This is a genomic window from Luteimonas rhizosphaerae (assembly GCF_002849595.1).
Classification (GTDB): Bacteria; Pseudomonadota; Gammaproteobacteria; order Xanthomonadales; family Xanthomonadaceae; genus Luteimonas; species Luteimonas cellulosilyticus.
On sequence record NZ_NRQR01000025.1, the window covers coordinates 97,742 to 118,060 of the forward strand.

At 62.0% G+C, this 20,319-nt stretch carries 22 protein-coding genes and 2 pseudogenes; 18 read left to right on the forward strand and 6 right to left on the reverse strand.

All coding sequences use genetic code 11. From position 1 onward, the window contains the following. Positions 1-407: 407 nt before the first annotated feature. The 9 genes and pseudogenes from CJ022_RS16855 (at position 408) to CJ022_RS12845 (ending at position 9,117) form a co-directional block, all read left to right on the forward strand. Positions 408-713 (forward strand): hypothetical protein, encoded by a 306-nt coding sequence (locus CJ022_RS16855; protein ID WP_143703973.1) that lies wholly within the window; start codon positions 408-410, stop codon positions 711-713. After that, positions 710-1,189, forward strand: coding sequence for a hypothetical protein (locus CJ022_RS16860; RefSeq protein ID WP_143703974.1), 480 nt, complete (start codon positions 710-712; stop codon positions 1,187-1,189). Before CJ022_RS16855 ends, CJ022_RS16860 begins: the two co-directional genes overlap by 4 nt. A gap of 214 nt (positions 1,190-1,403) precedes the next feature. Then, positions 1,404-2,561, forward strand: coding sequence for an AAA family ATPase (locus CJ022_RS12820; RefSeq protein WP_101927030.1), 1,158 nt, complete (start codon positions 1,404-1,406; stop codon positions 2,559-2,561). A gap of 385 nt (positions 2,562-2,946) precedes the next feature. After that, complete coding sequence (locus tag CJ022_RS17800; RefSeq protein WP_425490817.1) at positions 2,947-3,423, forward strand: HGGxSTG domain-containing protein; 477 nt, start codon at positions 2,947-2,949, stop codon at positions 3,421-3,423. 764 nt (positions 3,424-4,187) lie between these two features. Beyond that, positions 4,188-4,718, forward strand: a complete 531-nt coding sequence (locus CJ022_RS12830) for a DUF6445 family protein (protein ID WP_101927031.1) — start codon at positions 4,188-4,190, stop codon at positions 4,716-4,718. A gap of 2 nt (positions 4,719-4,720) precedes the next feature. Further along, a pseudogene (locus CJ022_RS17805) lies at positions 4,721-5,131 on the forward strand (N-acetyltransferase family protein); the annotation flags it as partial. Positions 5,132-5,192: 61 nt separating this feature from the next. Beyond that, positions 5,193-5,855 (forward strand): hypothetical protein, encoded by a 663-nt coding sequence (locus CJ022_RS16870; protein ID WP_233198759.1) that lies wholly within the window; start codon positions 5,193-5,195, stop codon positions 5,853-5,855. A 1-nt stretch (position 5,856) separates the two neighbouring features. Next, positions 5,857-7,314, forward strand: a complete 1,458-nt coding sequence (locus CJ022_RS12840) for a hypothetical protein (RefSeq protein WP_101927033.1) — start codon at positions 5,857-5,859, stop codon at positions 7,312-7,314. Positions 7,315-7,338: 24 nt separating this feature from the next. Then, the gene (locus CJ022_RS12845) at positions 7,339-9,117 is read left to right on the forward strand and encodes a hypothetical protein (RefSeq protein WP_101927034.1); all 1,779 of its coding nucleotides are present in this window, start codon (positions 7,339-7,341) and stop codon (positions 9,115-9,117) included. A 375-nt stretch (positions 9,118-9,492) separates the two neighbouring features. Here CJ022_RS12845 and CJ022_RS12850 read toward each other — a convergent pair whose 3' ends face one another. The 5 genes from CJ022_RS12850 to CJ022_RS16880 all read right to left on the reverse strand — a co-directional run bounded on the left by CJ022_RS12850 (position 9,493) and on the right by CJ022_RS16880 (position 13,651). Beyond that, positions 9,493-10,167 (reverse strand): AbiV family abortive infection protein, encoded by a 675-nt coding sequence (locus tag CJ022_RS12850; RefSeq protein ID WP_101927035.1) that lies wholly within the window; start codon positions 10,165-10,167, stop codon positions 9,493-9,495. A 227-nt stretch (positions 10,168-10,394) separates the two neighbouring features. Beyond that, positions 10,395-11,768: an MBL fold metallo-hydrolase gene (locus CJ022_RS16875; RefSeq protein ID WP_143703977.1), complete on the reverse strand. Its 1,374-nt coding sequence runs from the start codon at positions 11,766-11,768 to the stop codon at positions 10,395-10,397. A gap of 161 nt (positions 11,769-11,929) precedes the next feature. After that, positions 11,930-12,238 (reverse strand): helix-turn-helix transcriptional regulator, encoded by a 309-nt coding sequence (locus CJ022_RS12855; protein WP_101927036.1) that lies wholly within the window; start codon positions 12,236-12,238, stop codon positions 11,930-11,932. A gap of 544 nt (positions 12,239-12,782) precedes the next feature. Then, positions 12,783-12,956, reverse strand: a complete 174-nt coding sequence (locus tag CJ022_RS12860) for a helix-turn-helix transcriptional regulator (RefSeq protein ID WP_255407572.1) — start codon at positions 12,954-12,956, stop codon at positions 12,783-12,785. A 347-nt stretch (positions 12,957-13,303) separates the two neighbouring features. After that, positions 13,304-13,651: a hypothetical protein gene (locus CJ022_RS16880; RefSeq protein WP_143703978.1), complete on the reverse strand. Its 348-nt coding sequence runs from the start codon at positions 13,649-13,651 to the stop codon at positions 13,304-13,306. Between the two features lie 217 nt (positions 13,652-13,868). Between CJ022_RS16880 and CJ022_RS12865 the strand changes: the two genes are divergently transcribed. Further along, positions 13,869-14,381 (forward strand): hypothetical protein, encoded by a 513-nt coding sequence (locus CJ022_RS12865; protein ID WP_143703979.1) that lies wholly within the window; start codon positions 13,869-13,871, stop codon positions 14,379-14,381. Further along, the gene (locus tag CJ022_RS16885; RefSeq protein WP_143703980.1) at positions 14,378-15,133 is read left to right on the forward strand and encodes a hypothetical protein; all 756 of its coding nucleotides are present in this window, start codon (positions 14,378-14,380) and stop codon (positions 15,131-15,133) included. The genes CJ022_RS12865 and CJ022_RS16885 overlap by 4 nt, the downstream gene beginning before the upstream one ends. Positions 15,134-15,194: 61 nt before the next feature. On the opposite strand, the gene CJ022_RS12870 is transcribed toward CJ022_RS16885, so the two are convergent. Continuing rightward, on the reverse strand, positions 15,195-15,518 hold the full coding sequence (locus CJ022_RS12870; protein ID WP_158238421.1) for a hypothetical protein: 324 nt from the start codon (positions 15,516-15,518) through the stop codon (positions 15,195-15,197). Between the two features lie 364 nt (positions 15,519-15,882). Between CJ022_RS12870 and CJ022_RS17810 the strand changes: the two genes are divergently transcribed. From CJ022_RS17810 to CJ022_RS16895, 7 genes and pseudogenes are all read left to right on the forward strand, one after another. Continuing rightward, a complete protein-coding gene (locus CJ022_RS17810; RefSeq protein WP_101927140.1) occupies positions 15,883-16,170 on the forward strand; it encodes a helix-turn-helix domain-containing protein in 288 nt (95 codons plus the stop codon). Beyond that, positions 16,167-16,412 (forward strand): DUF4224 domain-containing protein, encoded by a 246-nt coding sequence (locus CJ022_RS12880; RefSeq protein ID WP_101927040.1) that lies wholly within the window; start codon positions 16,167-16,169, stop codon positions 16,410-16,412. Before CJ022_RS17810 ends, CJ022_RS12880 begins: the two co-directional genes overlap by 4 nt. 53 nt (positions 16,413-16,465) lie before the next feature. Next, entirely contained in the window at positions 16,466-17,392 is a 927-nt protein-coding gene (locus tag CJ022_RS12885) for an SOS response-associated peptidase family protein (RefSeq protein WP_101927041.1), read from the forward strand. 26 nt (positions 17,393-17,418) lie between these two features. Continuing rightward, on the forward strand, positions 17,419-17,955 hold the full coding sequence (locus tag CJ022_RS12890) for a hypothetical protein (protein WP_101927042.1): 537 nt from the start codon (positions 17,419-17,421) through the stop codon (positions 17,953-17,955). Between the two features lie 229 nt (positions 17,956-18,184). Beyond that, positions 18,185-18,870, forward strand: a pseudogene (locus CJ022_RS12895) (response regulator transcription factor). A 56-nt stretch (positions 18,871-18,926) separates the two neighbouring features. Beyond that, entirely contained in the window at positions 18,927-19,220 is a 294-nt protein-coding gene (locus CJ022_RS16890; RefSeq protein WP_143703982.1) for a hypothetical protein, read from the forward strand. 313 nt (positions 19,221-19,533) lie between these two features. After that, complete coding sequence (locus CJ022_RS16895) at positions 19,534-19,857, forward strand: hypothetical protein (protein WP_143703983.1); 324 nt, start codon at positions 19,534-19,536, stop codon at positions 19,855-19,857. Positions 19,858-20,319 lie beyond the last annotated feature (462 nt).

Below are 20,319 nucleotides of genomic sequence, written 5' to 3' on the forward strand. Positions count from 1 at the left end.
GTGCACGAAGGTTGGTATCGGCCGATCGAAGGCGTACGAGCTCGCCTCGGACGGGTTGCTCGAGACGGTAACGATCGGCAAGAAGCGGTTCGTTTACCTGGATAGCCTCTACTCGCTGCCGGCCCGCATAGGGGTCGCCAGTGGTCGCGGCAAGACGCACCCAAGCGCCTCTGCGTCTGGAGGTGTCCAGTGAGCGACGTCTCGCTTCTCCGCGCCTTATACCGGCCTGAAAAGGTCGTCCCCGACCCCAGTCTCATTGACTTGGGCGATGCCTTGCAGGCGCAGTTCCTCCGGTTGGCTGAGGATCCGACGCCCGAGCGGTATCAGGCTGTCCTCGCAAACCTCGAGGGCGTTCGACGTGCTGTCGTTCGCATGTGTGCGGAGGCAAGTACCCAGGACGGTGCCGCGTGAGCTCGCCGGTCCCATGTCCGACGGTCGACCTGTTCGGAGCGGATAGCTCTAGAGATAACTGGGCCGAAGAAGCTGCCGCGCTGCTCGATCGCTACGCTCTAACCGAAGCCAAGCCTTGGACTTGTGAGCGCTTTCGCGCATGGGCTGCGCAACAAGGGCTGCACCTGCCCGCGGAACAGCGCCGCTTTGGCGCGGTCATCCTTTCCGGTCTCAGGCTGGGCTGGTTTGTTCGCGTTGGTTACGCGCCCGCGCGATCCAGCAACAGCGCGCCGAAGCCGCTCTACCTGGGCGTTAGCCAATGAGTGCCGCTCCGTTAGACCACCTGCTTTCCAAGCTGGAAGGGGTGCAGTCGTCAGGTCGCGGCTACCGCGCATGCTGCCCTGCGTGTGGCGGGCGCAGCCGCAAGCTCAGCATTACGCAAGCGGAGGAAGGGCGACTGCTGGTTCACTGCTTCGGCGGCTGCGTGACTAGCGATGTCCTGGGATCCATCGGTCTCGGAATCGCAGACCTGTTCCCAGAGCGCCTGCCGGCTGACTCGCCTGCAGCTCGCCATCAAGCGCGGACGGCAGCTCGCGAGTCTCAGTGGGGCGCTGCGCTTGAAGCTCTAGAGCACGAGGCGCTGGTCATTCACATCGCTGGACAGCAGCTTGCCAAATGGCACCTGCTGAGCGCCGAAGACGACGAGCGTCTCTCGTTGGCTGTCCGCCGGGTGGAAGAGGCGAGGATGATTTTGCGGCCCTTCAGGCAGAACTGGCGGCCCAGGGCGGTGGCCTCGTGATGGCCGTATCGCTCGACGCGCGGGCAGAGCGTGCAGCTAGCTTCGAACGAGACTGTGACCCCCGCGATGAGGTGCTTGCCGGCGCCTACGGCACTCCGGCTCGAACGCGTGGTGGAACCAGTGATGCACGCGCACAGGGCGTCCCTCTATCCGACGCCATCCGAGGCCAGCTCGTGCCTTGGAGCGAAGAAGAGCTGCTCGCCGCTTTAGACCCATGGCCTCACGCTTTTCGCGAGGGCAACACGGGCCTCTTTCCGGAAAGACGACGGTCAAGATTGGTATCGCGGTAGCGATGGTGACCGGTCATAGCCTCGCGGGAGGCCTTCTGCCCGAGTCAGACCGAAGCGTGGTCGTGTATTCGGCCGAGGACGATCGGGCGCAGTACGCGCGCAAGGTAGCTGCTCAGATCTCCTGCCTGGGCGAGCGTGACGGGGCGTGCGTGCGGGAGCGCCTATTGGTGCCCAGCCTTGATGACGCCGGACTGGTAGCGGCTAAGACGCTTGTCATGGTTCTGGACGGGCAGCCCCTCCCTACGGGCACCGTAGACGCCATCATCGAAGCGCTGGGGCCGCTGACGAATGCTCCGGCACCACTCGGTCTGTTGATCTTCGAGACCGCTAGCACGCTGTCTGACGCCGAGGAATCGAACCCGGGATTCCGGACTCTCGTGCTGGCCTTGAAGCGGATCGCCAGGGAGCTCAAGGTCCCAGTGGTGTTGTCCCACCATGTTTCGCAGGCCTCGCTCGCGAACCTGGCCGACCTCAACGTGTCGACGACCGATATCCGCGGCGGCACTGCGCTGGTCAACAACGCACGTCAGACAGGGCTGCTGGTCAATCTGGGCAGTGAGGACGACCCGTTCCCAGAGAACGATGCACGAACGGTGCTGCGGCAGATGGCGGCACCTGGCCGACCCGAGCGGGTGACGGCGCTCATTTCGCTGGATAGCTCAAAGGGCATCACACCTCCGCCGATCTTCTTCCGCTGGGTATCCACGGAATGGGGTCCGGCTGCAGTCGAGTTGGACGCCCCACGGGACCTCGCTGAGCGGTCATGGCGGAAAGTCCACGAGATGGTGCGCGCCCGGCGCTCTGAGCAGAAGGGCCAGGCGAAGGAAGAGAAGGCAGAGGCAACAACCGCGGAGCGAGTCCGCCGTGTTGTCGAGGCTGTGCAGGCCTTGGAGGCTCGCGGGACTGATGAGCCGGTGACGCTGCGGCGCATTCGTGAGCTGGCCGGCATGTCGTCCGACGTCGCCACCAAGGCGATCGAAAAGGCTGCGGCCGAGCACCTGATCAAAGGCAGTGCAACAACCGTTCGTGGCAAGGCCACCACGGTCTACGCCCTGACCGCCAGCGGGGAGTCCCGCCAGTGATAAAAAATCATCAGAAAACGGCGTCGCGACTAGAGATCTCGCGGGACAAGTCGCGGGAGTCCCGCCAGTCCCGCCATAGCTACGAGGAAGCGGGCGTTAGCCATGGCGCGCGCCGCAAGGGGCGCATGGCGTCGCCCTCTCCGCTGGTCGGTCCTGCCGATTTGGCGGGACTGGGACAGCTCTATAGGGGTGTGGGGTTGTCCCGTCCCGCCAGATTTGAGGAGGCCTCGGTCTCAAGCGGGGGCACGAGAGAGGGGAGCGGTGCTCGACTTCCCACATCGCGCCCATGTGCGCGCGTGCGAGACGGTTTGCCCGCAGCTCCGGAATTTCGTCAGTCCCTAAAGGCAGTTTCGGAGCGTTCCGTGCGCGCGAGGGAGGTGCCCGCATGACCCGGCATCCGTCAGCCAACCGAACGCAAAGAGAGCGGCGTGCTCGGCACCCGCGTATCGACTACTACCCCTCGACGGAAGCTCTAGCCGCGATCGAAGGTGTTCGTGGGTTCGCCCGAACGGGCACCAACAGCGCAGTGCTGAACGCAATCGTTGAGGCCTGGGCCGAAACGCAGGGCGCGCAGACCGGAATTTTTCGACGCAAATGCGCGCGCGCGAACAACTCTGCACCCCGGATCGAGGCTTTGGGCAAACAGGCTCGGCTCGCTAACGAACTGAAGTCCCCTCCGATTCGAGTCACCTGCGGCGCTGCAAGGCGAAGAGACGGCCAGCCCTGCGAGGCTCTCAGCGTTCCTGGCAAGCGCCGTTGCCGGTTCCACGGAGGCATGAGCACTGGGCCGCGAACGGAAGAGGGCAAGCAACGGGTAACGCGAAATCTGCCTCACCGCCGGGGGCCAAACGATGCTAATTGAAGAGCATCAGGAGTTCGAACTGCGCCAGGCGATCGCGGAGCAAGCGCTGGGAGAGCCGGCGCGGGGGTGGTGGCTGGAACATGAGGTGTGGTGCCAGGTGGTTGCGACCGGCAAGTGCTCCTGCGGCACGATGCTCTGGTTCTCTGCATCTCGCCAAGTCGCAAGCGTGAGCTTTGAGCTCGCGCCTGCCGTGTTCCCTCTCAACTGACGGGGGCGGCCAGTGCAAGCATCTGAGCTAACACGATGGTCTCGCAGGCACCTTCCCGAGCAGGCCGCGGCGCTTTCCTTCATGCGAGAAAGCGTCCACGACATCCGGCCTGCGCTCCTCCTGCTCTTTCATGGAGGCGACGCGACGCAGGTCCAAAGGGTGGCGGAGCACGGATTCCGTTACGTGGCCTGAAGAAGCCTTATGGATCGCCGCCGTGGACGCGTTATCTGTCTGTTGGAGACGGCGGGCACCCGAGCCGGTATCGGTCAGATCCCGCCAGCTCCGGATGAGAAACGGAACGTTCTTCGAACTGCGGACGGCGGCGGACAACATGTACCGCGCTCGCCTCCACGAGGCACGCGTGCGCTTCGCATCGGGAACGATTTACACCCACAGATCGCTATTCTTAAAGAGAGGATTGGGAGTTTCCGCGCAGGCGGAAAGCCCACCATCTTCCGGCCTCAGCGAAGCTGCTTGATGGTCCGGCACTCGTGATTGGTCGCCCCGGGGAAGGAGTCGTGTCCCTCCCCGGGGCAGGGGAACGAACTTGCTTCTAGTGATCGACAGCTTCTTGCCGGCTTCAGTCCGGCAAGCGGGGCTGCGCGCACAGTTCGTTGACTGGCCCGGGCCAGATGGCGAGGTCTACAAGCGCGTCGCGCTCGTCGAGGTGCCTGGCCTGTACGCGGCGATCGAGGCGGCCTGCGGGCCGTTCGACATGCACGGCATGGGCTATCGGCTGAACTTCGGCGGCGAGTTGCCGAATCACTCGATTCACTCCGACATGGGCTGGGGCACGCATGCCTGCGTCGTCTACCTGAGCGAAGGAATGGGCGGCACGGCGTTCTGGCGGCACAAGGCCACGGGCGCCGAGCGCATCGACCCGGGCGACGTCGATCTCTACGACCAGATCAAGGACGACTGGAACGACGAGTCGAAGTGGGAAATGACCGAACTCGTCGAGATGAAGCAAGGCCGCGGGCTGGTCTACGAAAGCGCGCGATTCCACTCGCGCTACCCATTCGCAGCGTTCGGCACCGGCCCAACCGATGGCCGACTAATCGCTATCGCCTTTTTTTCCACGAGGTAGGCATGAAAGTCTGGCAAGCCACCGAGCACGACGTCGACGACATCGTGAGGATGAGTCGCGACTTCTACTCGACGACGACTTATCGCGGCTACGCGGAATTCGACGAGGACACGGTGCGCCGCCTGGCGGAAACACTGGCGTCCGACCACGTGATGCTGATTGCGGAGCTCGACGGCCGCGTGGTCGGGATGGTTGGGCTCTTCGTGGTCCCATTTCTCTTCAACAGCGCGCGACGTATGGCCCACGAGGTCGTCTGGTACGTCGATCCAGATGCCCAGGGCGTGGGCGCAGGCAAGGCGCTGCTGGCCGCGATCGAGCCGGCCTGCCGGGCCAAGGGCGCCACCGGCATTTTCATGATCCACCTGTCGAACAGCCCGCCCCAGGCGGCCGAGATCTACCAGCGCATGGGCTACACCCACGGCAGCAGTCACCGCCGCAGTAGTTACCGGCGCCGCCGCCCTTGGCGCGGCGAAGATGCAGTCCGATGCCGCGGGCGATGCCGCCGACGCGCAGACGGCTGCAGGCAATGCCGGCATCCTCGAGCAGCGCAATTCGCGCGAGCAGTTCCAGCAGAACATCACGCCGTACCTCAATGCCGGTCAGGACGCTCTGGGCGGGCTCAACGCCTTGAACTCTGGCGACTACTCGGGCTTTCAGGACAGCCCTGACTACCTGTGGGCGCAGCAACAGGGCGGGCAGGCTCGAGACCGTAGTGCTGCAGCCCGGGGCAGCCTGTATTCCGGCGGACATCAAGCTGACCTGATGCAGTTTGGCCAGGGCCTCGCATCGCAGCAGCTCGGCAGCTATCGGAGTTCCCTGTTTGATATGGCGCGCTTGGGGCAGAGCTCGGCAGTAGGTGCCGGCGCCGCTGGCCAATCGAACGCAAATGCGCTGAGCGGGATTTTGGCGGGACAGGGGCAGGCGCAGGCAGATGGCGCGCTCAATCAGGCGAATGCATGGGGCGGCGCACTCAATGGGCTTGCCGGCCTGGCTGGGCAGTACGGCAACCGCCAGAGCAGCTACCAGACGCCATACGCGTCGGGTGTTCTCTCGAACAACAACGTGCAGGTGGGGGGCGCCAATGCGTGGTCAAACGCCACCGCGTTCGGCAACAACCGCTACCCGGGAGGCAAATGAAATGGCTGAGCTGAAGAACTTCGATATCGTCGGGTCGTTCCAGCGCGGACAGCAGATCGGCACGCAGCAGCGCCTGGTCAAGGACGGCGAGCAGCGTCGCAACATGCTGGCTGAGCTCGCTGGGCAAGCCTACGGTGCTCCCGCCGAGCAGCGGCAGGGCCTTGTGCAGAAGGCAATCGCAACAGATCCCGAGGCCGGCTTCGCACTCAACAAGGGACTCGAGTACGACGACGACCGTCGGAGCCGCACGATGGTCAACATGTCCAAGATGCTGATCTCCGTGCCGGAGCAGGCCCGGCCCATGCTGTATCAGCGTATGGCGGCGCAGTTCCCTGCGATGGGCATGCAGGGATTCCCCACCGAGTACACGCCGGAAACGAAGCAGCTCATCGACGGGACGGCGCAGTCGATAGTGCAGGCGTATTCCGGAGCGAATGGAGAGGCCCCCTCGCAGCAGCGTTATGCGGAGTGGCTACTCAGTCAGGTGCCTGAGGGCGATCGCGAACAAGCGCTAGGTGTGCTCGCGGGCACTCGAGCGCGTCCTGCCACCGGAGGTTACGGCTTCGATGAAATCGAAGGTGCTGACGGACGCAAGCGTCTGCGACGCACTAATCCTCGGTCTGGCGTACTTGAGATCTACGACGAGCAGACGGGAGAATTCGTGCCATTCGGTGGCGCTCCGGGTGCTGCAGCAGCTCCGAGCAGCCAGGCGCCCGCTCCTGGGCTGTACAACACGCCGAATGGTCCCGCGCGTATTGGCGAAAACCTCTCGCCAGGTGACTGGGAGCTCATCCAGGCGGACATGGCTAACAACGGTGCAGCCGATGCTTACGAGTTGCCAACGCGCAATCTCACGCCTGCCCAGTTCAGAGGGGTGAATCCAGCTCTCGGCGTGAGTCGGGCACCTGAAGAGCAGGCGGCCGCCACGGAGGCAGCCAAGCTGGGCACGCAAATCGGCTTCATGCCGCGGCAGCAGGAGATCGAGACGCAGGGCGCGGTGGAGCGAGCCCGCCAAGAGGCTGCGGTTAAAGGCGATGCGGAAACCGCCGCTCTCGACGCAACCCGCTCGCGCGATGCAACTGGAACGCTCGACCTTCTTGACGCGGCTGAGAAGTTGCTCGGCGGCGCCACTGGCAGCGGGGCAGGTGCTGCGACGGATAGAGCGGCGGGATTCTTCGGTGTGTCCACGCCAGGCGCTCAGAACACCGCCGGGCTTCGAACCATTGCAGGGCAACTGACATCCAAGATGCCTCGAATGCAGGGGCCGCAGTCCGATAAGGACGTGCAGCTCTACAAGGAAATGGCAGGCGATCTGGCTAACGATCAGCTCCCGGTGCCAACGCGTCTGGCGTCGTTGAGGACTATTCGCGAACTGAATGAGAAATACGCAGATCAGCAGGCGGGGGTGGCGGGACAGGCTCAGGACGCGCCGCCTGTCCGCCCTGTTCATCGCACCTGATGGATCGCGTCGGAGGAAGCGCTGATGGCCAACCCCTGGGATAACGACCCGATCGTCAGCGCGGCTGGTACGGCGCCAGACCAGGCTGCACTGCAATCTTTCAGCGGGCGATCCGCCACGCCTTGGGAAGACGATCCCCTCGAGATCGATATCGAGGGGGGAACGCGCGAGTCAGCGTTCGACCAACTGATCGACCCGCTGCGAGAAGGTGGTGCCGAGCGGCGCGGCTACGGGCTGGGTGCGCGGTCGGTCGTCCAGGGGGCGGGATCACTCTTGGGGGCCCTCGGCGGCGACGCCTTCAACGCCTATATCGCGACACCCATCGAGCGCGCGATCACTGGCCGTGATGTACAGCCGCAGTCCTACCGGGATGCCGGCGCGCGTGTTGCGGACCAGATCGGCCTTCCGACCCCGCAGAACGCCCGTGAGCGCGTCCTGGGCGATGTCGGCGAGGCGCTGACTGGAACCGGCCTATCCCTCGGTGTCGGTGGCGGTCTGAATGCTTTGGTGGGGATGGGGCGCTCTGCGTCGGCCACGGCGACCACTAACCAGCTCGCTCGCTTGGCAGAGACCCCCAAAGCGCCGGTCAATCGCTTGGCGGAGCTACTGAGCGCTCAGCCAGGCCTCCAAGTGGCCGGCACTGCAACTGGATCGGCTGCATCCTCGATCACACGGGAGCAGGGCGGCACACAGGGCCAGCAGCTCGCCGCGGGCCTTGCTGGTGCGCTAGGTCCGTCCATGGTGCGCGTCGGCGCGCCTGCGGCTGCCTCAGGTGCCTTGAGCGGCAGCGTCCCTGCCCAACGCAAGGAGCTGGCTCGTCAGGCGTCTGATATGGGGATCAATCTAACTCCGGCGCAACTCAGCGATAGCCGGTTCCTCAAGTGGACTCAGTCGATGCTCCGCAGCGTTCCCTTCACAGGCGCGCAGGGTCGCTACGAGGGTCAGGTTCGCCAGTTCAACCGACAACTCGCGCGAGAGATCGGGGAAGACGCGGACAACATCGGGCCGGATGTCTACGCTCAGGCTCGCGATCGACAGTCCGCGCTCTTCGACGCGCTGACCGAGCGGAATGCCATGAAGGTCGATGACCAGCTCGTTCGCAGCCTTGGCAACATCGGCACGAACTCCAAGATGGCCGGCGCTCAGATCCAGAGCGAAGTCGATGCAGCGATTGACGCGCTCTACTCCCAGGCAACGACCGGTCCGAATGGTGTGGTCGTTCCCGGACGCGCGTATCAGGCCTTCGATGCGCAACTGAACAACATCATCAAGAACGGTGGCACTTCCGCCCACTTCCTGGGCAACGTGCAGTCCGCTGTGCGAAAGGCGATGGACCAGTCGATCTCGCCCGAAGACGCATTGCTTTGGCGCGAACTGCGACGCGAGTACGGCAGCCGAAAATCATTGACGCCTCTGGTCGCCAAGGCGTCCGAGGGGCAGATCCCGCCCGCTCAGGTTCTGGGTGCGGTCTCGTCGACAAGGGCAGGCAAAGAGGCAATGGCATCTGGACGGCGGGGCAACATCGGAGACTTGGCACGCATCGGCCAATTGATGAAGGAGCCGCCAACCTCAGGCTCTGCAGAACGCGGGCTGGTGGGCACGATGATGGGTGCAGGCGCCTACATCGATCCCGTCACAGGCACGCTGACGGCTGGTGCGCTGAACCTGCTAAGCAGAGGTGTCGACAGCCAGTCTCTCGGGCGGTTGATGATCCAGGAGAACCCCGGCCTGACGCCCGGGGTAGTCGAGCAAATCATTGCGCGCTCGATCGTCCCCGCGGCTGTGTCTGTCCAAGGCCGCTAACCAGTTCGCTACTGGTGCCCCCACGAGTGACCGTTAGCACCGCAGTTGCGCTCCAAAGAGCTGACCACTTCATCTGCCGTGTATTGGCCTGACCGGTAGCCGTCGAAGTTCGCTTGAACGATGGCTCGGCAGTTCTTGGGAAGACCCGAAGACTCTCCGTACTCAGCCTTCGCGTTCGGGTCGCCGAGCTCGCAGCCTGCTAAAAGCCAGGCGAGCAGAACGACAACGACGATACGATTTGGACTGTTCATCTCTCCCCCTGGGTTAAAACTGATCGTGACGCCGCTGTTGGGTGTCTCACCGCATCGTCGAAGCTACCTCAGACGTCCCGCCGCTGGCAGCAAGGATCGCCTGGCCCGATCAATAGAGCTGATGCTACGCGAGTCGATCACCGATCTTGGACAAGTCCATGCCTCGGGGTTCACCAGACCGCAAGCCTCTTTGTGCGGCTTCCTCGCGTATGCAATGTACCGCCTTCGTTAAGGCGTCAACGGTGTTACCGCTCAATTTTGCTTGGCGAAAATGTCGGGCATGCAGCTCAAGCTCTTCCTCTGTCGGAGGATCGATTAGCAGCCGCTCTGCACTCGCCAGCAGGAATTCTGAAACGTCGGACGCCTCGTCGTGAGGGGAGTGCCATCCTGTGGTTTGGTAGCAATCGGCATAGAGCCCGAGTTGCTTGATGTTCTCGAAGTTCGTCGACGCAGTCCCCGGATTGAGCAGGCGCGCGACGAACCTGTCGACATCTACTTCCTCACTCGCAAGCAGATCTGCGAAATGCAGGTTCTTGTTCTTCAGCGTATGGGTTCTGAAGCCCTTCCAGAGATCTTTGAACTCCCTCGCGTTGTCTGCAATCAGCATTTTTCGCAGAAAGAAGCTCTTTCCAGACTCTTCGACAGATAGGATGGAGAGTGCTATAGCGCTGGAATATGCCGAACTCGCATGGAGAGATCTAGCATCGCGAAGTAGCCTGCGTGCATTGGAAGCGATAGACGCCATTCCAATTGCGATTTCGCTGACGCTCATCTCGCCCCAGTAACGCGTAATTGCCATTCCTATTTCCTTCTAGCGAAAGCCCCGCTCATCAAGACTCCCCGGTGAACACGGCACAGACGGCTACGGCCACAGCCTGACGCCGCAGGCTTCCGCCGTCGCGGACGGTCAGCTACGCCTGAGTATCAGCAATTGCGTGGTCCGCTTTGTAGAGGCTCCATTCCAACGGAACACCTGTCGAACGAGCTGGCCTCAAGGTCTGCTCTCGCTATGTGCGAGTGAACTGGTCATACCGCTTTGCAGAGTTGAATTACCTCATGAAAGCTTGAGCCACTCTCTTCGGTCACGTGAATCGGAAGCCCACCTTGGGCCCTGATCTTCGTGAGAACAGGATAGGTGGGGTGTCCATGCTTGTTAGTCGTTCCAGGACCACTGACGGGGCCCGCACCGTGATGTGGGACAACTATCGTGCTCAACTCAGGCAGCTCGAAGCTGAAGTGAGCCTCAAAATCGTCCCAAATATCCGCCTCACCCAGAGGCGCATCGCCGGTCCCCAGCCATCCAACTCGTTCTGACCAAGTGCTTGACGAGCTGAGGAAGCGGGGGAAAAGAACATCCCTCAAGGAAAGATCGGGATGGTTCCAAGAAACGTGCGGCATCTTGGCTTCGAATGCAGGCCCAGAGTACATCGCAAGCGATATGAAGTTAGCCACATGCGCGTCCCCAGCGTGGCTCTTGAGGCCTGGAACGGCGGATTCAATCGCTTGCTTGTATGCCTCCAGAGCCTTCTCTCGGTTCTTTACTTCGCTAAGCCAATTGACGAGAACGTCAAGCTCTACCGGCGAGGCGTCATCGCCAAGCGGGAAGGAACAGGCCTCTAGCTTCTCGCGAATATCATCGATCAGCTCTTGAGAAGATCCAGCATTCCAAAACCGAAGTCGCCAAACTGACGTCGAACCAGGCAAAGAAGCCAGAACGTCTTCATCGTCCGGCAACTTCGCCGGGAGCGGAATCTGATTACCCTTAGCATCTTTGCTCGTTAGAACCATGCCTCTTGGAAATCGGTCGTCAGGTTCGCTTCGCAGATCAGGAGTCGGGGGATCGCCGGGCACTTCACGTTGAGCCCTATCGCGTCTAGGTCTACTGCCTCTTTCGATCAGGGTGACTGGGATTCCGCCGAACGTGGTTCCCAGGCCGTGCGCCAAGTCGTACAAATCCTTTGCGACATCCGGAGTCAAGAGACTGCCAAGTTCCGCTAGAACGATAACTAGTTCGACAGGGCTGATGTACGGCAGCACGACGCGCTCGACTTTGAATTCTTTGATCAGCGCCAATGCCCCGCTGATGTGGTCCATGTCGTAGTGAGACAGGACTAGGAGGTCGAGAACTCCTTTCTTGCGGCTGCTGGAGCGGCGCGAAAACCCTAGTCTCTTAAGAGATGACGTTATCAATTTTGGCACGGCGCCATTTCCGCCAGCGCCGCAGTCGTAAACGTAGTTGAGCTCGTAATCGGTGGACTTGTTCCGAATCGTTTGCACCGAGGCGCTGTGGAAAGATCCTTGGCCTACTCCGTGTTGTACGCGACTGTGAAGCACTTCCATGTTTGATCCCCTGGCGTCCGTGAAAGGTGTCTGGGCAACGATATCCGGACCAGTGGCCATGAGCCAGTACCCTTAAGCACCAATGGCGCGTGGGGCGGGCGGCGATGGCAAGTACTTCGATGAGTCGGTCGGACCTCTTCGACCTGGTGTGGTCAGAGGCGCTGGGCAAGGTCGGGGCAAGGTTTGAAGTCTCCGCAGCGTGCCGATCTTTGACCAGGCTATCAACGGCCCTTGCGGAAAGTCCTCAGTGCCAATAAGTGTGCGTCACTTCGGGACACCGTCTGAGTTAAGCCGGGTGCGCCACGGCTCTTTTGAGCTGATCTAGCTGACGAGTCAGCGTTACCGTCGGTGTGCGCAGGGGCGCGGCATTGTTGCAAGTACTCTTCGATGATCTCGTCTGTGTAGCGGATGATGCGTGTCCCAATCCTGATCGGGCGGATACGGCCAGCAATACGCTCACGGGCAAGGGTTGCCTTGCTGATGTTTAAACGCTCTGCTGCTTCGGTCTCGCTAAAGAGAGGCGACGTCATCTTGAAAGCCTTCTATGCTAAGTGCGACGGCTAGCTGATCTCAGTCGAGCGTTCTAGGTTTCTGTCGTCTTCTTGCGCGGTTTGTACGGCCTCAGGCGCTCTGGACGCAGGTTGGCGAGAAGAGGGTTCGCCATTACTCGGGGCCGCCCATTGTGCGCAGTCTCGAGCAGGGGGTTCCAAGCGGGGCTATTCGAAATTGCCGAACGCAGTTCCTCACGGGCGTAGAGCTTCCTACCAAAAGCACGTCGTGCAACGACGCCGAGCTGCTCATAGCCGGCCCTGAATGTGGTCAGGGACACCCTGCAATACGAGGCAGCCTCGGCCTCGGTTAGCCAGTCGGACGGTCGTTGGGCCGAAGACGTTAGCGATTCAAGGGCATCGGTCATCCGCTGCAAGAGAGCGGCCGGAACGTGCACATCCGCAATGTCATTCGGAATGGCTGGGCTGATCGCAGCCTCAGCGGGGGTACGATCACCAGGCGGACGCGTTTGTCGGCTCCCGTCGCCGATTGACTCGTTCGGTAGTCCTGGACGATTTTCGGGGGTCATGTTGCTGGCCGACCTGCCTGCCTGTACGCACGAATCTGATCGCGCACCCAAGCATCGAGCTCGGACAGCACCCATAACGACCGCCGGCCGATCTTGATCGGAGCCGGGAACGCGCCGGTCTTGATCTGCTCGTAGATCCACGTCGAGCCCATGCCCGTCATGCCCTGCACCTCGTCGAGGGTGCGGAGCTCTTCGATTCGCTCAGCGGCTACTAAGATGCCCCCTGCGCGCCTTTCGGATGCGCCTATGGTCTATCAGCCAATCCGCGGCTACAACGCATAGCAGCAGCGGCCATGCCCAGGAGAGAGCGCCGATCATCGTGTAGCTTCTCCGGTCCCAACATTCCGCGGTGCATACGCCATACAGGCCGTAGGCAAGCGTCACGAGGACACCCGCGAAATAAAGATACGCGGCATATCCCAAAATTTCAGCCATCGGCAGCCTCCGGCTCCAGGCGCACGCGCTGGGAAAACAGGCGCACTCGCGTAGCGCCGCCCCTTGCTCGTGAAACTCTGCCTCAGTCCTGTGGCGAGGCTCGGCCACAGTTATAGCAGCGCCGGAAGTCGGAGAGTCGGTCTCCGCGAATCACACGCCCCGTCTGAAGAAGACCGGTCGGGCCGCCGCATCGCACGCACCCTTGCTCTCCTTGCGAGCGCTCCCAGCGGAACAAACGGTAGATGAAGTAGCCGTAGGCCACTGAGGCGACCGCCAGCACCGCCAGACTCCCCCAACGGAAGGGTTCGAAGAACGCAGCTCCTGTCGGTGTGCCCCGCATGTCGCCGGCCGCCCACATGATCACCAGCGCAACGAATACCCCCAGCGCCGGCAGCCGTGCCCCTCTCAGCAGAACCATGTTCCAGTTCATCCCCGTCTCCCCTTAGGTGAGCCTTGGAGGCTGCCGGCCGATCGTCGCACCGGCTGCGACTCCAGTGCTCGACATCGGGGCGGCGCAACGCCGACTGATGCGTCGAAGATCGCCGTATGTCACAGTCCTTCCAGAATCAGGCTGGCATGCGACTGCACATCGGCCTTAAAGATCATGGGCCGCGTGCGCTGGATGGGGAGTTGGGAGGAGTAACAGCATGGGGTCGCCAGGGAACGCCTTTATTGCAGCCGTGGATGAATTCATGGCTGCGCCGAAAGAGCTAAGAGGGAAGTTCAATCCGCGGTGGCAGGCTGCGCGGGACAGCTATGGGCTTCGACTAAAGCTCCCGATTGAGATTGATGGCGAGCTGCCTGGCCAGACACTAGCCATTGACGCTTACCCGGGGCGAGACCTTCTCCTTTTCAACATCAGTTTGATCGTAGAAAACCGCTGCGTTTGTCGTCTCGACTATGACCTCGAGGCCATCCACGACAACCGCTGGGCGTCGCATGTCCCCGGCGCAGTGATGGGGCCCCATTGGCATTCGTGGGAGGTGAACCGCGAGAACTTCCGTAAGCTCTCGTCCTACCCGGTGCGACTCCACCATGCGATACCCTACGACGAAGCAAGGGCCTTCGATGCATCCTTGCGGTGGTACTGCCAGGAGAGGAACATCGATCTTGGCGCTCACTCCATCATTTTTCCGGCCAGCGATACCCTCCAGCTATGATCACTGCCGACGCCCTAATCAACGCCATGTCGTCTGTGTTTCGCGCAACACAGCAGCATGATGGCGTGTGCGTCACCACTCATTGCCTATACCCTTCTGGCGAGTACGTCAGGGTCAAGGTCTATGGAGGGGAATCGTCTTTCGTTGTCTCCGACGAGGGGCGCAGCGTCCGTGAGGTTGAGGCTGCCGGCGCCTCAATCGACCGGCCTGACAAAGCGATCAGGACGGTGGTTGAGTCCTACGGCCTGTCCTCACAACACGGAGTGATTCGCAGCCGTCACATCGGCATAGACATGCTGCCTATCGCTATTGCCTCTGTTGCGAACGCTTCTAAGGAGTCGGCTGAATGGCTTTTTGAGCGAACCAAACTTTCTCCCACTCGCGACTTCAAAGCGCTGCTGAGAGGGATGCTGGAGGTGAAATTTCCAGCTAACGTTCGTCCCGGTCAGTTCGTCGGCAACAGCAACAAGCCTCACAAGTTTGAGTCAGTCGTTTCTCTCGGCCATAGGCAGATCATTGTTGACCCTGTAGTGAGAGACGCCTCAGCTATCAATTCGCGAGTGGTGGCAAACATGGATGTAAGGAACGCGAACATCCCTGACCTGGTGCAGCGCATCGTCTACGACGACCTTGATCAAGGCTGGGGTGCTGAAGAGCTGAATCTATTGCAGCTCGGCGCAACTGCTGTCCCTTACTCCCGCCTTCACTCAGTTCTCCCGCGGCTTGCGCAATCTGCCGATCTCACTCATTGATTGATTGAGAGCGCAGGCTCTCGCACGGCAATCGATCCCGCTCCGGCGGGGTTTTTGCTGTCTAGGCCGCGCCCGGGGCAAACACCGCCCAGCCCGCGGCCAGCTCAAACGCGGCCTTCGGATCCGCCACCTGAGCGAACGCCGCGCCGGACCGGACAGCGAACACGCCGTCTGCCTGCCGGATGTCAGCCAGCACCCTCGAGCTCCCCGGCACCAGCAGATATAGCTCCCACAAGGTGCGTTCGTAGCTCTCCCCGACGACTGGATTGCGCCAGCCCATTGATCGATCAGGGAGCATGGGAAGCTCCACCAGGCCGGCAGGGGGGATCACGCTGGGCTCGCTAATCCGCTTCAGAGCGGCGCGGTGGGATTGTCTGGTTGCCATGCCAGCGAGCATCCGGGGTGGGGTCGCACGGGCTGCGACCAGCTCTGCGCCGCGTTACGATGGCGTCTCCGCCCCCGGGCGAAAGAGGGGACCTGATGTCGACGGAAGCACAAGCGTCGTCGGTCCCGTGGGAGCTGCAGGCGATTGACGCCGAGGCGGTGGGGCTTCTGCTGGGCTTGGCCGCGCGCACGGTTCTTGAGGCAGTCGCGTGTCGCCCTGACTTCCCCGTTCGCGTGTCCAAGAAGCCGGCCACTTGGGTGGCTGGCGAAGTGCTCGTATGGCGCGACGCAAACCGAGCTGGCCGAATGGGTACATCGAACGACGGTTCGCGCTGACGACGGTGTGCAACGCTGCCGACAAGCTGATGACCTTGGCCGAGGCCGCGGAACGTTGTGCGTGCAGCCCGAAGACCGTCCGCCGCGCTATCGACCTGGGCGATCTAGTGGCGGTGCGCCTGGGCTCTAGCTCTAAGTCTGACAGGATCCACCCCGCAGACCTTGAGAGGTACTGGCAGCTACGACGCACTGCGGGCGCTCCTGTGATACCGACTCCGGCTGTCGCGCTCAAGATCGGCACCAGCACCGCTGAAGAGCGTTTAGAGAAGCTGCTTGGGCTCGAAAAGCGGATGGCTAGCCGCACGAGGAAGTCATGACCGACACCTGGCTCACCCCTGATGAGGTAGTCGAGCTGACTGCCCGTCAGCGCTATTCCGCGCAGTGCCGCATGCTCGCGCGTATGGGCATCCCGTTCCTCCCGAACGCAATCGGTCGCCCGTTGATCGAGCGTAGGGTTGTCCTCAAGGGTGGGGTAACAGCGCCTGCTCTAAAGAAAACTGAACCGAATTGGGATGCCATACCCAAGCGGCGATCCCGCGTAGGTGGTCGCATTGACTGAGACTCATCGTCGGCAGGCTTAGGATCCCAGGATCATCGTCCGGAGCGAATTCCATGTGCTACTCCGCCCAGGTCCACGCCGAGTTCAAGCAGTTCCAGCGCCAATTCGGCGCGGTGATGGATCTCAAGACCTACGTGAAGACGTTCTGGTGGAAGCAGGGCCTTAACCCAATCGCCAAGGCGCCGCGGGCGATGATCCGCGAGCTGCAGCAGATCGGGCCACCGGACCTGCAGGAGAGCCTGCGCGCGGCGGACACCGAAGCGATCGTGATGCTCGAGCAGGAGATGTTCGCCCAGCGCAAGCGCGTGGCCGATGCCGAGCGGAAGCTGCAGACCAAGGTCACGAAGAAAGCCCAGGACGACGTGCGCATCGGCACGAACAAGATCGAGGCCGCGAAGGCGCGCCTGGCCGGGCTGAAGGGCGCCGAGGCCAAGCCGTCCGACTCGCGCGTGTTCCCCGGGATCTACGCGCCGGTGATGGTCTGGGAGGGCGGACAGCGCGTGGTCAAGCCGATGCGCTACCAGTGCCGCCCCGCCGGCAAGCCGGCCGAGTACGACAGGAAATTTCCGGGCACCTACAACGCGCGGCGCGACAATCTCGAGGGGTTCTGGCGAGGCCAGTTCGGCCACACGCACGGCGTCATGGTCGCGGACCGTTTCTACGAGAACGTCGAGGGATCAGACGGCAAGAACCGCGTGCTCGAATTCGTGCCGCGCACCGGCGAGCCGATGCTGATCGCTTGCCTCTGGTCGCACTGGACGGACGCAGAGGGCGTGGAGCCGGACCTGCTGTCCTTCGCCGCGATCACCGACGAGCCGGAACCCGAGGTCGCCGCCGCCGGCCATGACCGAACGATCATCAACATCCGGCCCGAGCACCTCGACGCCTGGCTCAATCCGGACCCGGCTAACCTTGCCGCGCTGTACGCGATCTTCGACGACAAGCGCCATCCGTACTATGAGCACCGAGCCGCGGCGTAACGCGCGGCCAGGACAATAGGGATCTCATGAGCGCACAGGTGCCTCCGGCTGAAATTGTGGCGATCGCTTATGGCGAGGTCGAGGTCAAACTGGGCTGCGTGTTGACGCAGATCTGGGTGCGAGTCCGGGAGCCAGATGGAAACGTGGTCATCGGCGCACGTGACCCGGTGCTGGTGCACTTCGACATCCTCGCGGGACTTGCCAAGTTCGAACCGGAGCTGCTCGCCATGTTTGCGGAGCGCCAGGCGACGCGCGACGCGTTGCGCCCAGTGTCGGCGCCCTTGGCCGACTGGGATTCGGGTCCCGCACTGTCCGCGCCGAACGCCTACCAGTACTTCTGCTCGGGCTGGGGCTATGTCGATGTCGACGCGGCGCTTGGTGCGCTCCGCCTCTGGTTTGAAGCAAAGCCCATCGCGATGCTGGTCGAACAGAGCCCGGGCGAGGCGCAAGGCGCTGAGTACCTCATGGCGCATCGGACCCTGGCCTCTTATCACCGAGGGCTTCGGAACGTCATTCGCAAGATGGAGCAGGCCGGCGTGAACACAGCGCCGAATCCCCATTGAGGTCGCTCGGCCAAAACATTCGCTAGCCCCAGCGGGAGGCGCCGACGAACTGCGCTTGCCGACTCCCGACCTACGCGAAGCCGCTTCAGCGCACAGACAATCGGCACCTTGGCGGCGTATAACCACGAACCCCAAGCTTGGATACCCGAGACGATTTCAGATGGGCGTGTTGACTGCGCCCGAGACTACGGATTTCCTTCTGACCCGCAATCAATAAGAGGAGATCAGCATGGTTGCATCACCGTCGCTAGGCGTCGTTCTACTGGTGGAAGACAACATTGAATTGTCCGAGCCGGTCGGCGAATTCCTGGAGCAACACGGCTTTGAAGTCGACTACGCCAGGACAGGAATGGAGGCATATCAGCATGCCCTCGACAATCCATACGACGCCATCGTATTGGACGTGACGTTGCCTCGGATGAGCGGGCTCGACGTGTGTTCCAAGCTTCGTTCCGACCCCTCGAGGACGACCCCTGTACTAATGATCAGCGGTCTCGCCACACTGGAAGACAAGCTGGCAGGACTCGACGCGGGCGCCGACGATTACCTCACGAAGCCGTTCTCGCCTGCAGAGCTCGTAGCACGTCTCAGCGCCCTGATTCGTAGGGATAGGCGGGAGCTTGGCGCGGAGACGATCTGGAACAGGTCTGGCGCGGCTCGGATGAGCTGGTGCTCACGCCAATCGGCTTCAAGGTTCTCAAAGTCCTGATGCGAGCGTCTCCCCGGGTCATTGGACGGCGGGAGATCGAGCAGGAGATTTGGGGTTCTTCGTTGCCAGATTCCGATACGTTGCGGAGCCACATCTACAACCTGCGCAAGCAGATCGACAAGCCATATGATCGGCCTCTTTTGCACACGATGCAGTCGGCCGGTTACCAGATTGCCGACCTTGCTGAGCACGCTGCTTTGTCCTAGAACTCAGCTCAAAGCCCTTTTGGACAAGAATCCATTGCTACTGCGTCCTGGACCCTATGCCAATCACGTATCTCACTAACCTATTCGCCGGCTGGGAACAGGAACTCAAGATGCTACTTGAGACGCGCCCAAGCGAGGAAGAGTTCTGGAGCTACTGGGCCGAGCGTGAGGACGCGGTCGTTAAACTAGCCCTCTCCACTGACCAACCTGTCGTCGATGCAGGTTTTGAACGACTGTTCGCGATCGCGGAATCAAAAGGCTATGCCCGCCTTCCGCGGGACACTGCTCAAGAATATGCAGCTCGTTTCAAGCTGGAGTCCAAACGTCGCATGGGCGATATATCGAGCTAAGAGATGCGCAGCCGCGTTCGCTGGGCGCAGAACGGGGTCGACAGTGGCCAAGCGGACCACCAGGTAACCGGATGTGGTGCCTGCGGAGGGTGTGCAGTCGTTCGCAAGTGACTGCTGACCCAGCCCTCGTATCTCCCACGCGGGCGAGTGAGCAATTCCGGTGTGTCAACGTGGACGACCTCACCTCCAATGGACGGTGTCACCGCCTGCGCACGGTCCGTCTGGATGAGCACGGTGCGCCGAGCGCGCACATGGTGCACAGGTAGCGAACACAGAGCCGCACGCATCACTGATCGAAGGCGCAGCGAGGCTCATGGGAGGCAAACAGATTATTCTCTCCGGACACGCCATCTCCGAAGATCGAGCCATGCCCATCAGAAATCTTGCGAACTTGTTCGCTGGCTGGGAGCGGGAACTTCAGTTTTTGCTCGAGACGGGACCGACCCACAACGAGTTATGGGACTACTGGCGCGAACGGGAAGAAGCCGTTGAACGACTGGCACTTTCCGAAGAGCAGGCCACTATCGATGCGGCTTTCGAGCGCCTGTTCTCAATCGCCGAGTCGCACGGTTACGTGCGTATTCCAGATCTCAGCCGGCCCTCGCGCAGAGGGAGCGAGGGCGATCCATCGGCTTAGAGCGAACGGCAGCCACGTGCGCTGGCCTCGGGCCGGCGACCGTCGATCCCGAGCCACCCAATGACACCGGAGCGAGGGACGCACGCACGTGCTGCGGAATCGAGATTGCGGCGTGCCGGTCCTGCCGGGAAGCAGATATCAACGAGTTGTGGCGTCGGGGAACTCTGAGGGGCCCTGATGAAACTCGGCTTGTTGCCGTATAGAAATGGACTGCAGTCGATCCTGGGTCACCGAATGCCGACTGTTGGAAGCACTGAACTCAGATCGCGATCAGCTCGGCGTAAGACCTCGGTTTTTGGAATGGACGAGCGTCCGCGAACATGTTCAACCAGTACGAACTGCAGCAGAGTCCGTCCGCCTCGGTCCACCCACCCGAAGGCGACCCACGTCTTGCCTTCCAAGAAGATCTGCGAACCGTCTTCGATATCTGAAACGAGGATCGACGCATTGGGGTCGGTACTC

What these genes read in the sequence shown, in the direction of transcription:
- CJ022_RS16870 (WP_233198759.1), top strand. Translation starts at nt 5,193, where the DNA reads ATGCAGTCCGATGCCGCGGGCGATGCCGCCGACGCGCAGACGGCTGCA.
- CJ022_RS12850 (WP_101927035.1), bottom strand. Translation starts at nt 10,167, where the DNA reads ATGGCAATTACGCGTTACTGGGGCGAGATGAGCGTCAGCGAAATCGCA.
- CJ022_RS12890 (WP_101927042.1), top strand. Translation starts at nt 17,419, where the DNA reads ATGAGCGCACAGGTGCCTCCGGCTGAAATTGTGGCGATCGCTTATGGC.
- CJ022_RS16880 (WP_143703978.1), bottom strand. Translation starts at nt 13,651, where the DNA reads ATGAACTGGAACATGGTTCTGCTGAGAGGGGCACGGCTGCCGGCGCTG.
- CJ022_RS17810 (WP_101927140.1), top strand. Translation starts at nt 15,883, where the DNA reads ATGACCTTGGCCGAGGCCGCGGAACGTTGTGCGTGCAGCCCGAAGACC.
- CJ022_RS17800 (WP_425490817.1), top strand. Translation starts at nt 2,947, where the DNA reads ATGACCCGGCATCCGTCAGCCAACCGAACGCAAAGAGAGCGGCGTGCT.
- CJ022_RS16890 (WP_143703982.1), top strand. Translation starts at nt 18,927, where the DNA reads ATGCCAATCACGTATCTCACTAACCTATTCGCCGGCTGGGAACAGGAA.
- CJ022_RS12885 (WP_101927041.1), top strand. Translation starts at nt 16,466, where the DNA reads ATGTGCTACTCCGCCCAGGTCCACGCCGAGTTCAAGCAGTTCCAGCGC.
- CJ022_RS12840 (WP_101927033.1), top strand. Translation starts at nt 5,857, where the DNA reads ATGGCTGAGCTGAAGAACTTCGATATCGTCGGGTCGTTCCAGCGCGGA.
- CJ022_RS16895 (WP_143703983.1), top strand. Translation starts at nt 19,534, where the DNA reads ATGGGAGGCAAACAGATTATTCTCTCCGGACACGCCATCTCCGAAGAT.
- CJ022_RS12870 (WP_158238421.1), bottom strand. Translation starts at nt 15,518, where the DNA reads ATGGCAACCAGACAATCCCACCGCGCCGCTCTGAAGCGGATTAGCGAG.
- CJ022_RS12845 (WP_101927034.1), top strand. Translation starts at nt 7,339, where the DNA reads ATGGCCAACCCCTGGGATAACGACCCGATCGTCAGCGCGGCTGGTACG.
- CJ022_RS16860 (WP_143703974.1), top strand. Translation starts at nt 710, where the DNA reads ATGAGTGCCGCTCCGTTAGACCACCTGCTTTCCAAGCTGGAAGGGGTG.
- CJ022_RS16875 (WP_143703977.1), bottom strand. Translation starts at nt 11,768, where the DNA reads ATGGCCACTGGTCCGGATATCGTTGCCCAGACACCTTTCACGGACGCC.
- CJ022_RS12880 (WP_101927040.1), top strand. Translation starts at nt 16,167, where the DNA reads ATGACCGACACCTGGCTCACCCCTGATGAGGTAGTCGAGCTGACTGCC.
- CJ022_RS16885 (WP_143703980.1), top strand. Translation starts at nt 14,378, where the DNA reads ATGATCACTGCCGACGCCCTAATCAACGCCATGTCGTCTGTGTTTCGC.
- CJ022_RS12820 (WP_101927030.1), top strand. Translation starts at nt 1,404, where the DNA reads ATGGCCTCACGCTTTTCGCGAGGGCAACACGGGCCTCTTTCCGGAAAG.
- CJ022_RS12855 (WP_101927036.1), bottom strand. Translation starts at nt 12,238, where the DNA reads ATGACGTCGCCTCTCTTTAGCGAGACCGAAGCAGCAGAGCGTTTAAAC.
- CJ022_RS12865 (WP_143703979.1), top strand. Translation starts at nt 13,869, where the DNA reads ATGGGGTCGCCAGGGAACGCCTTTATTGCAGCCGTGGATGAATTCATG.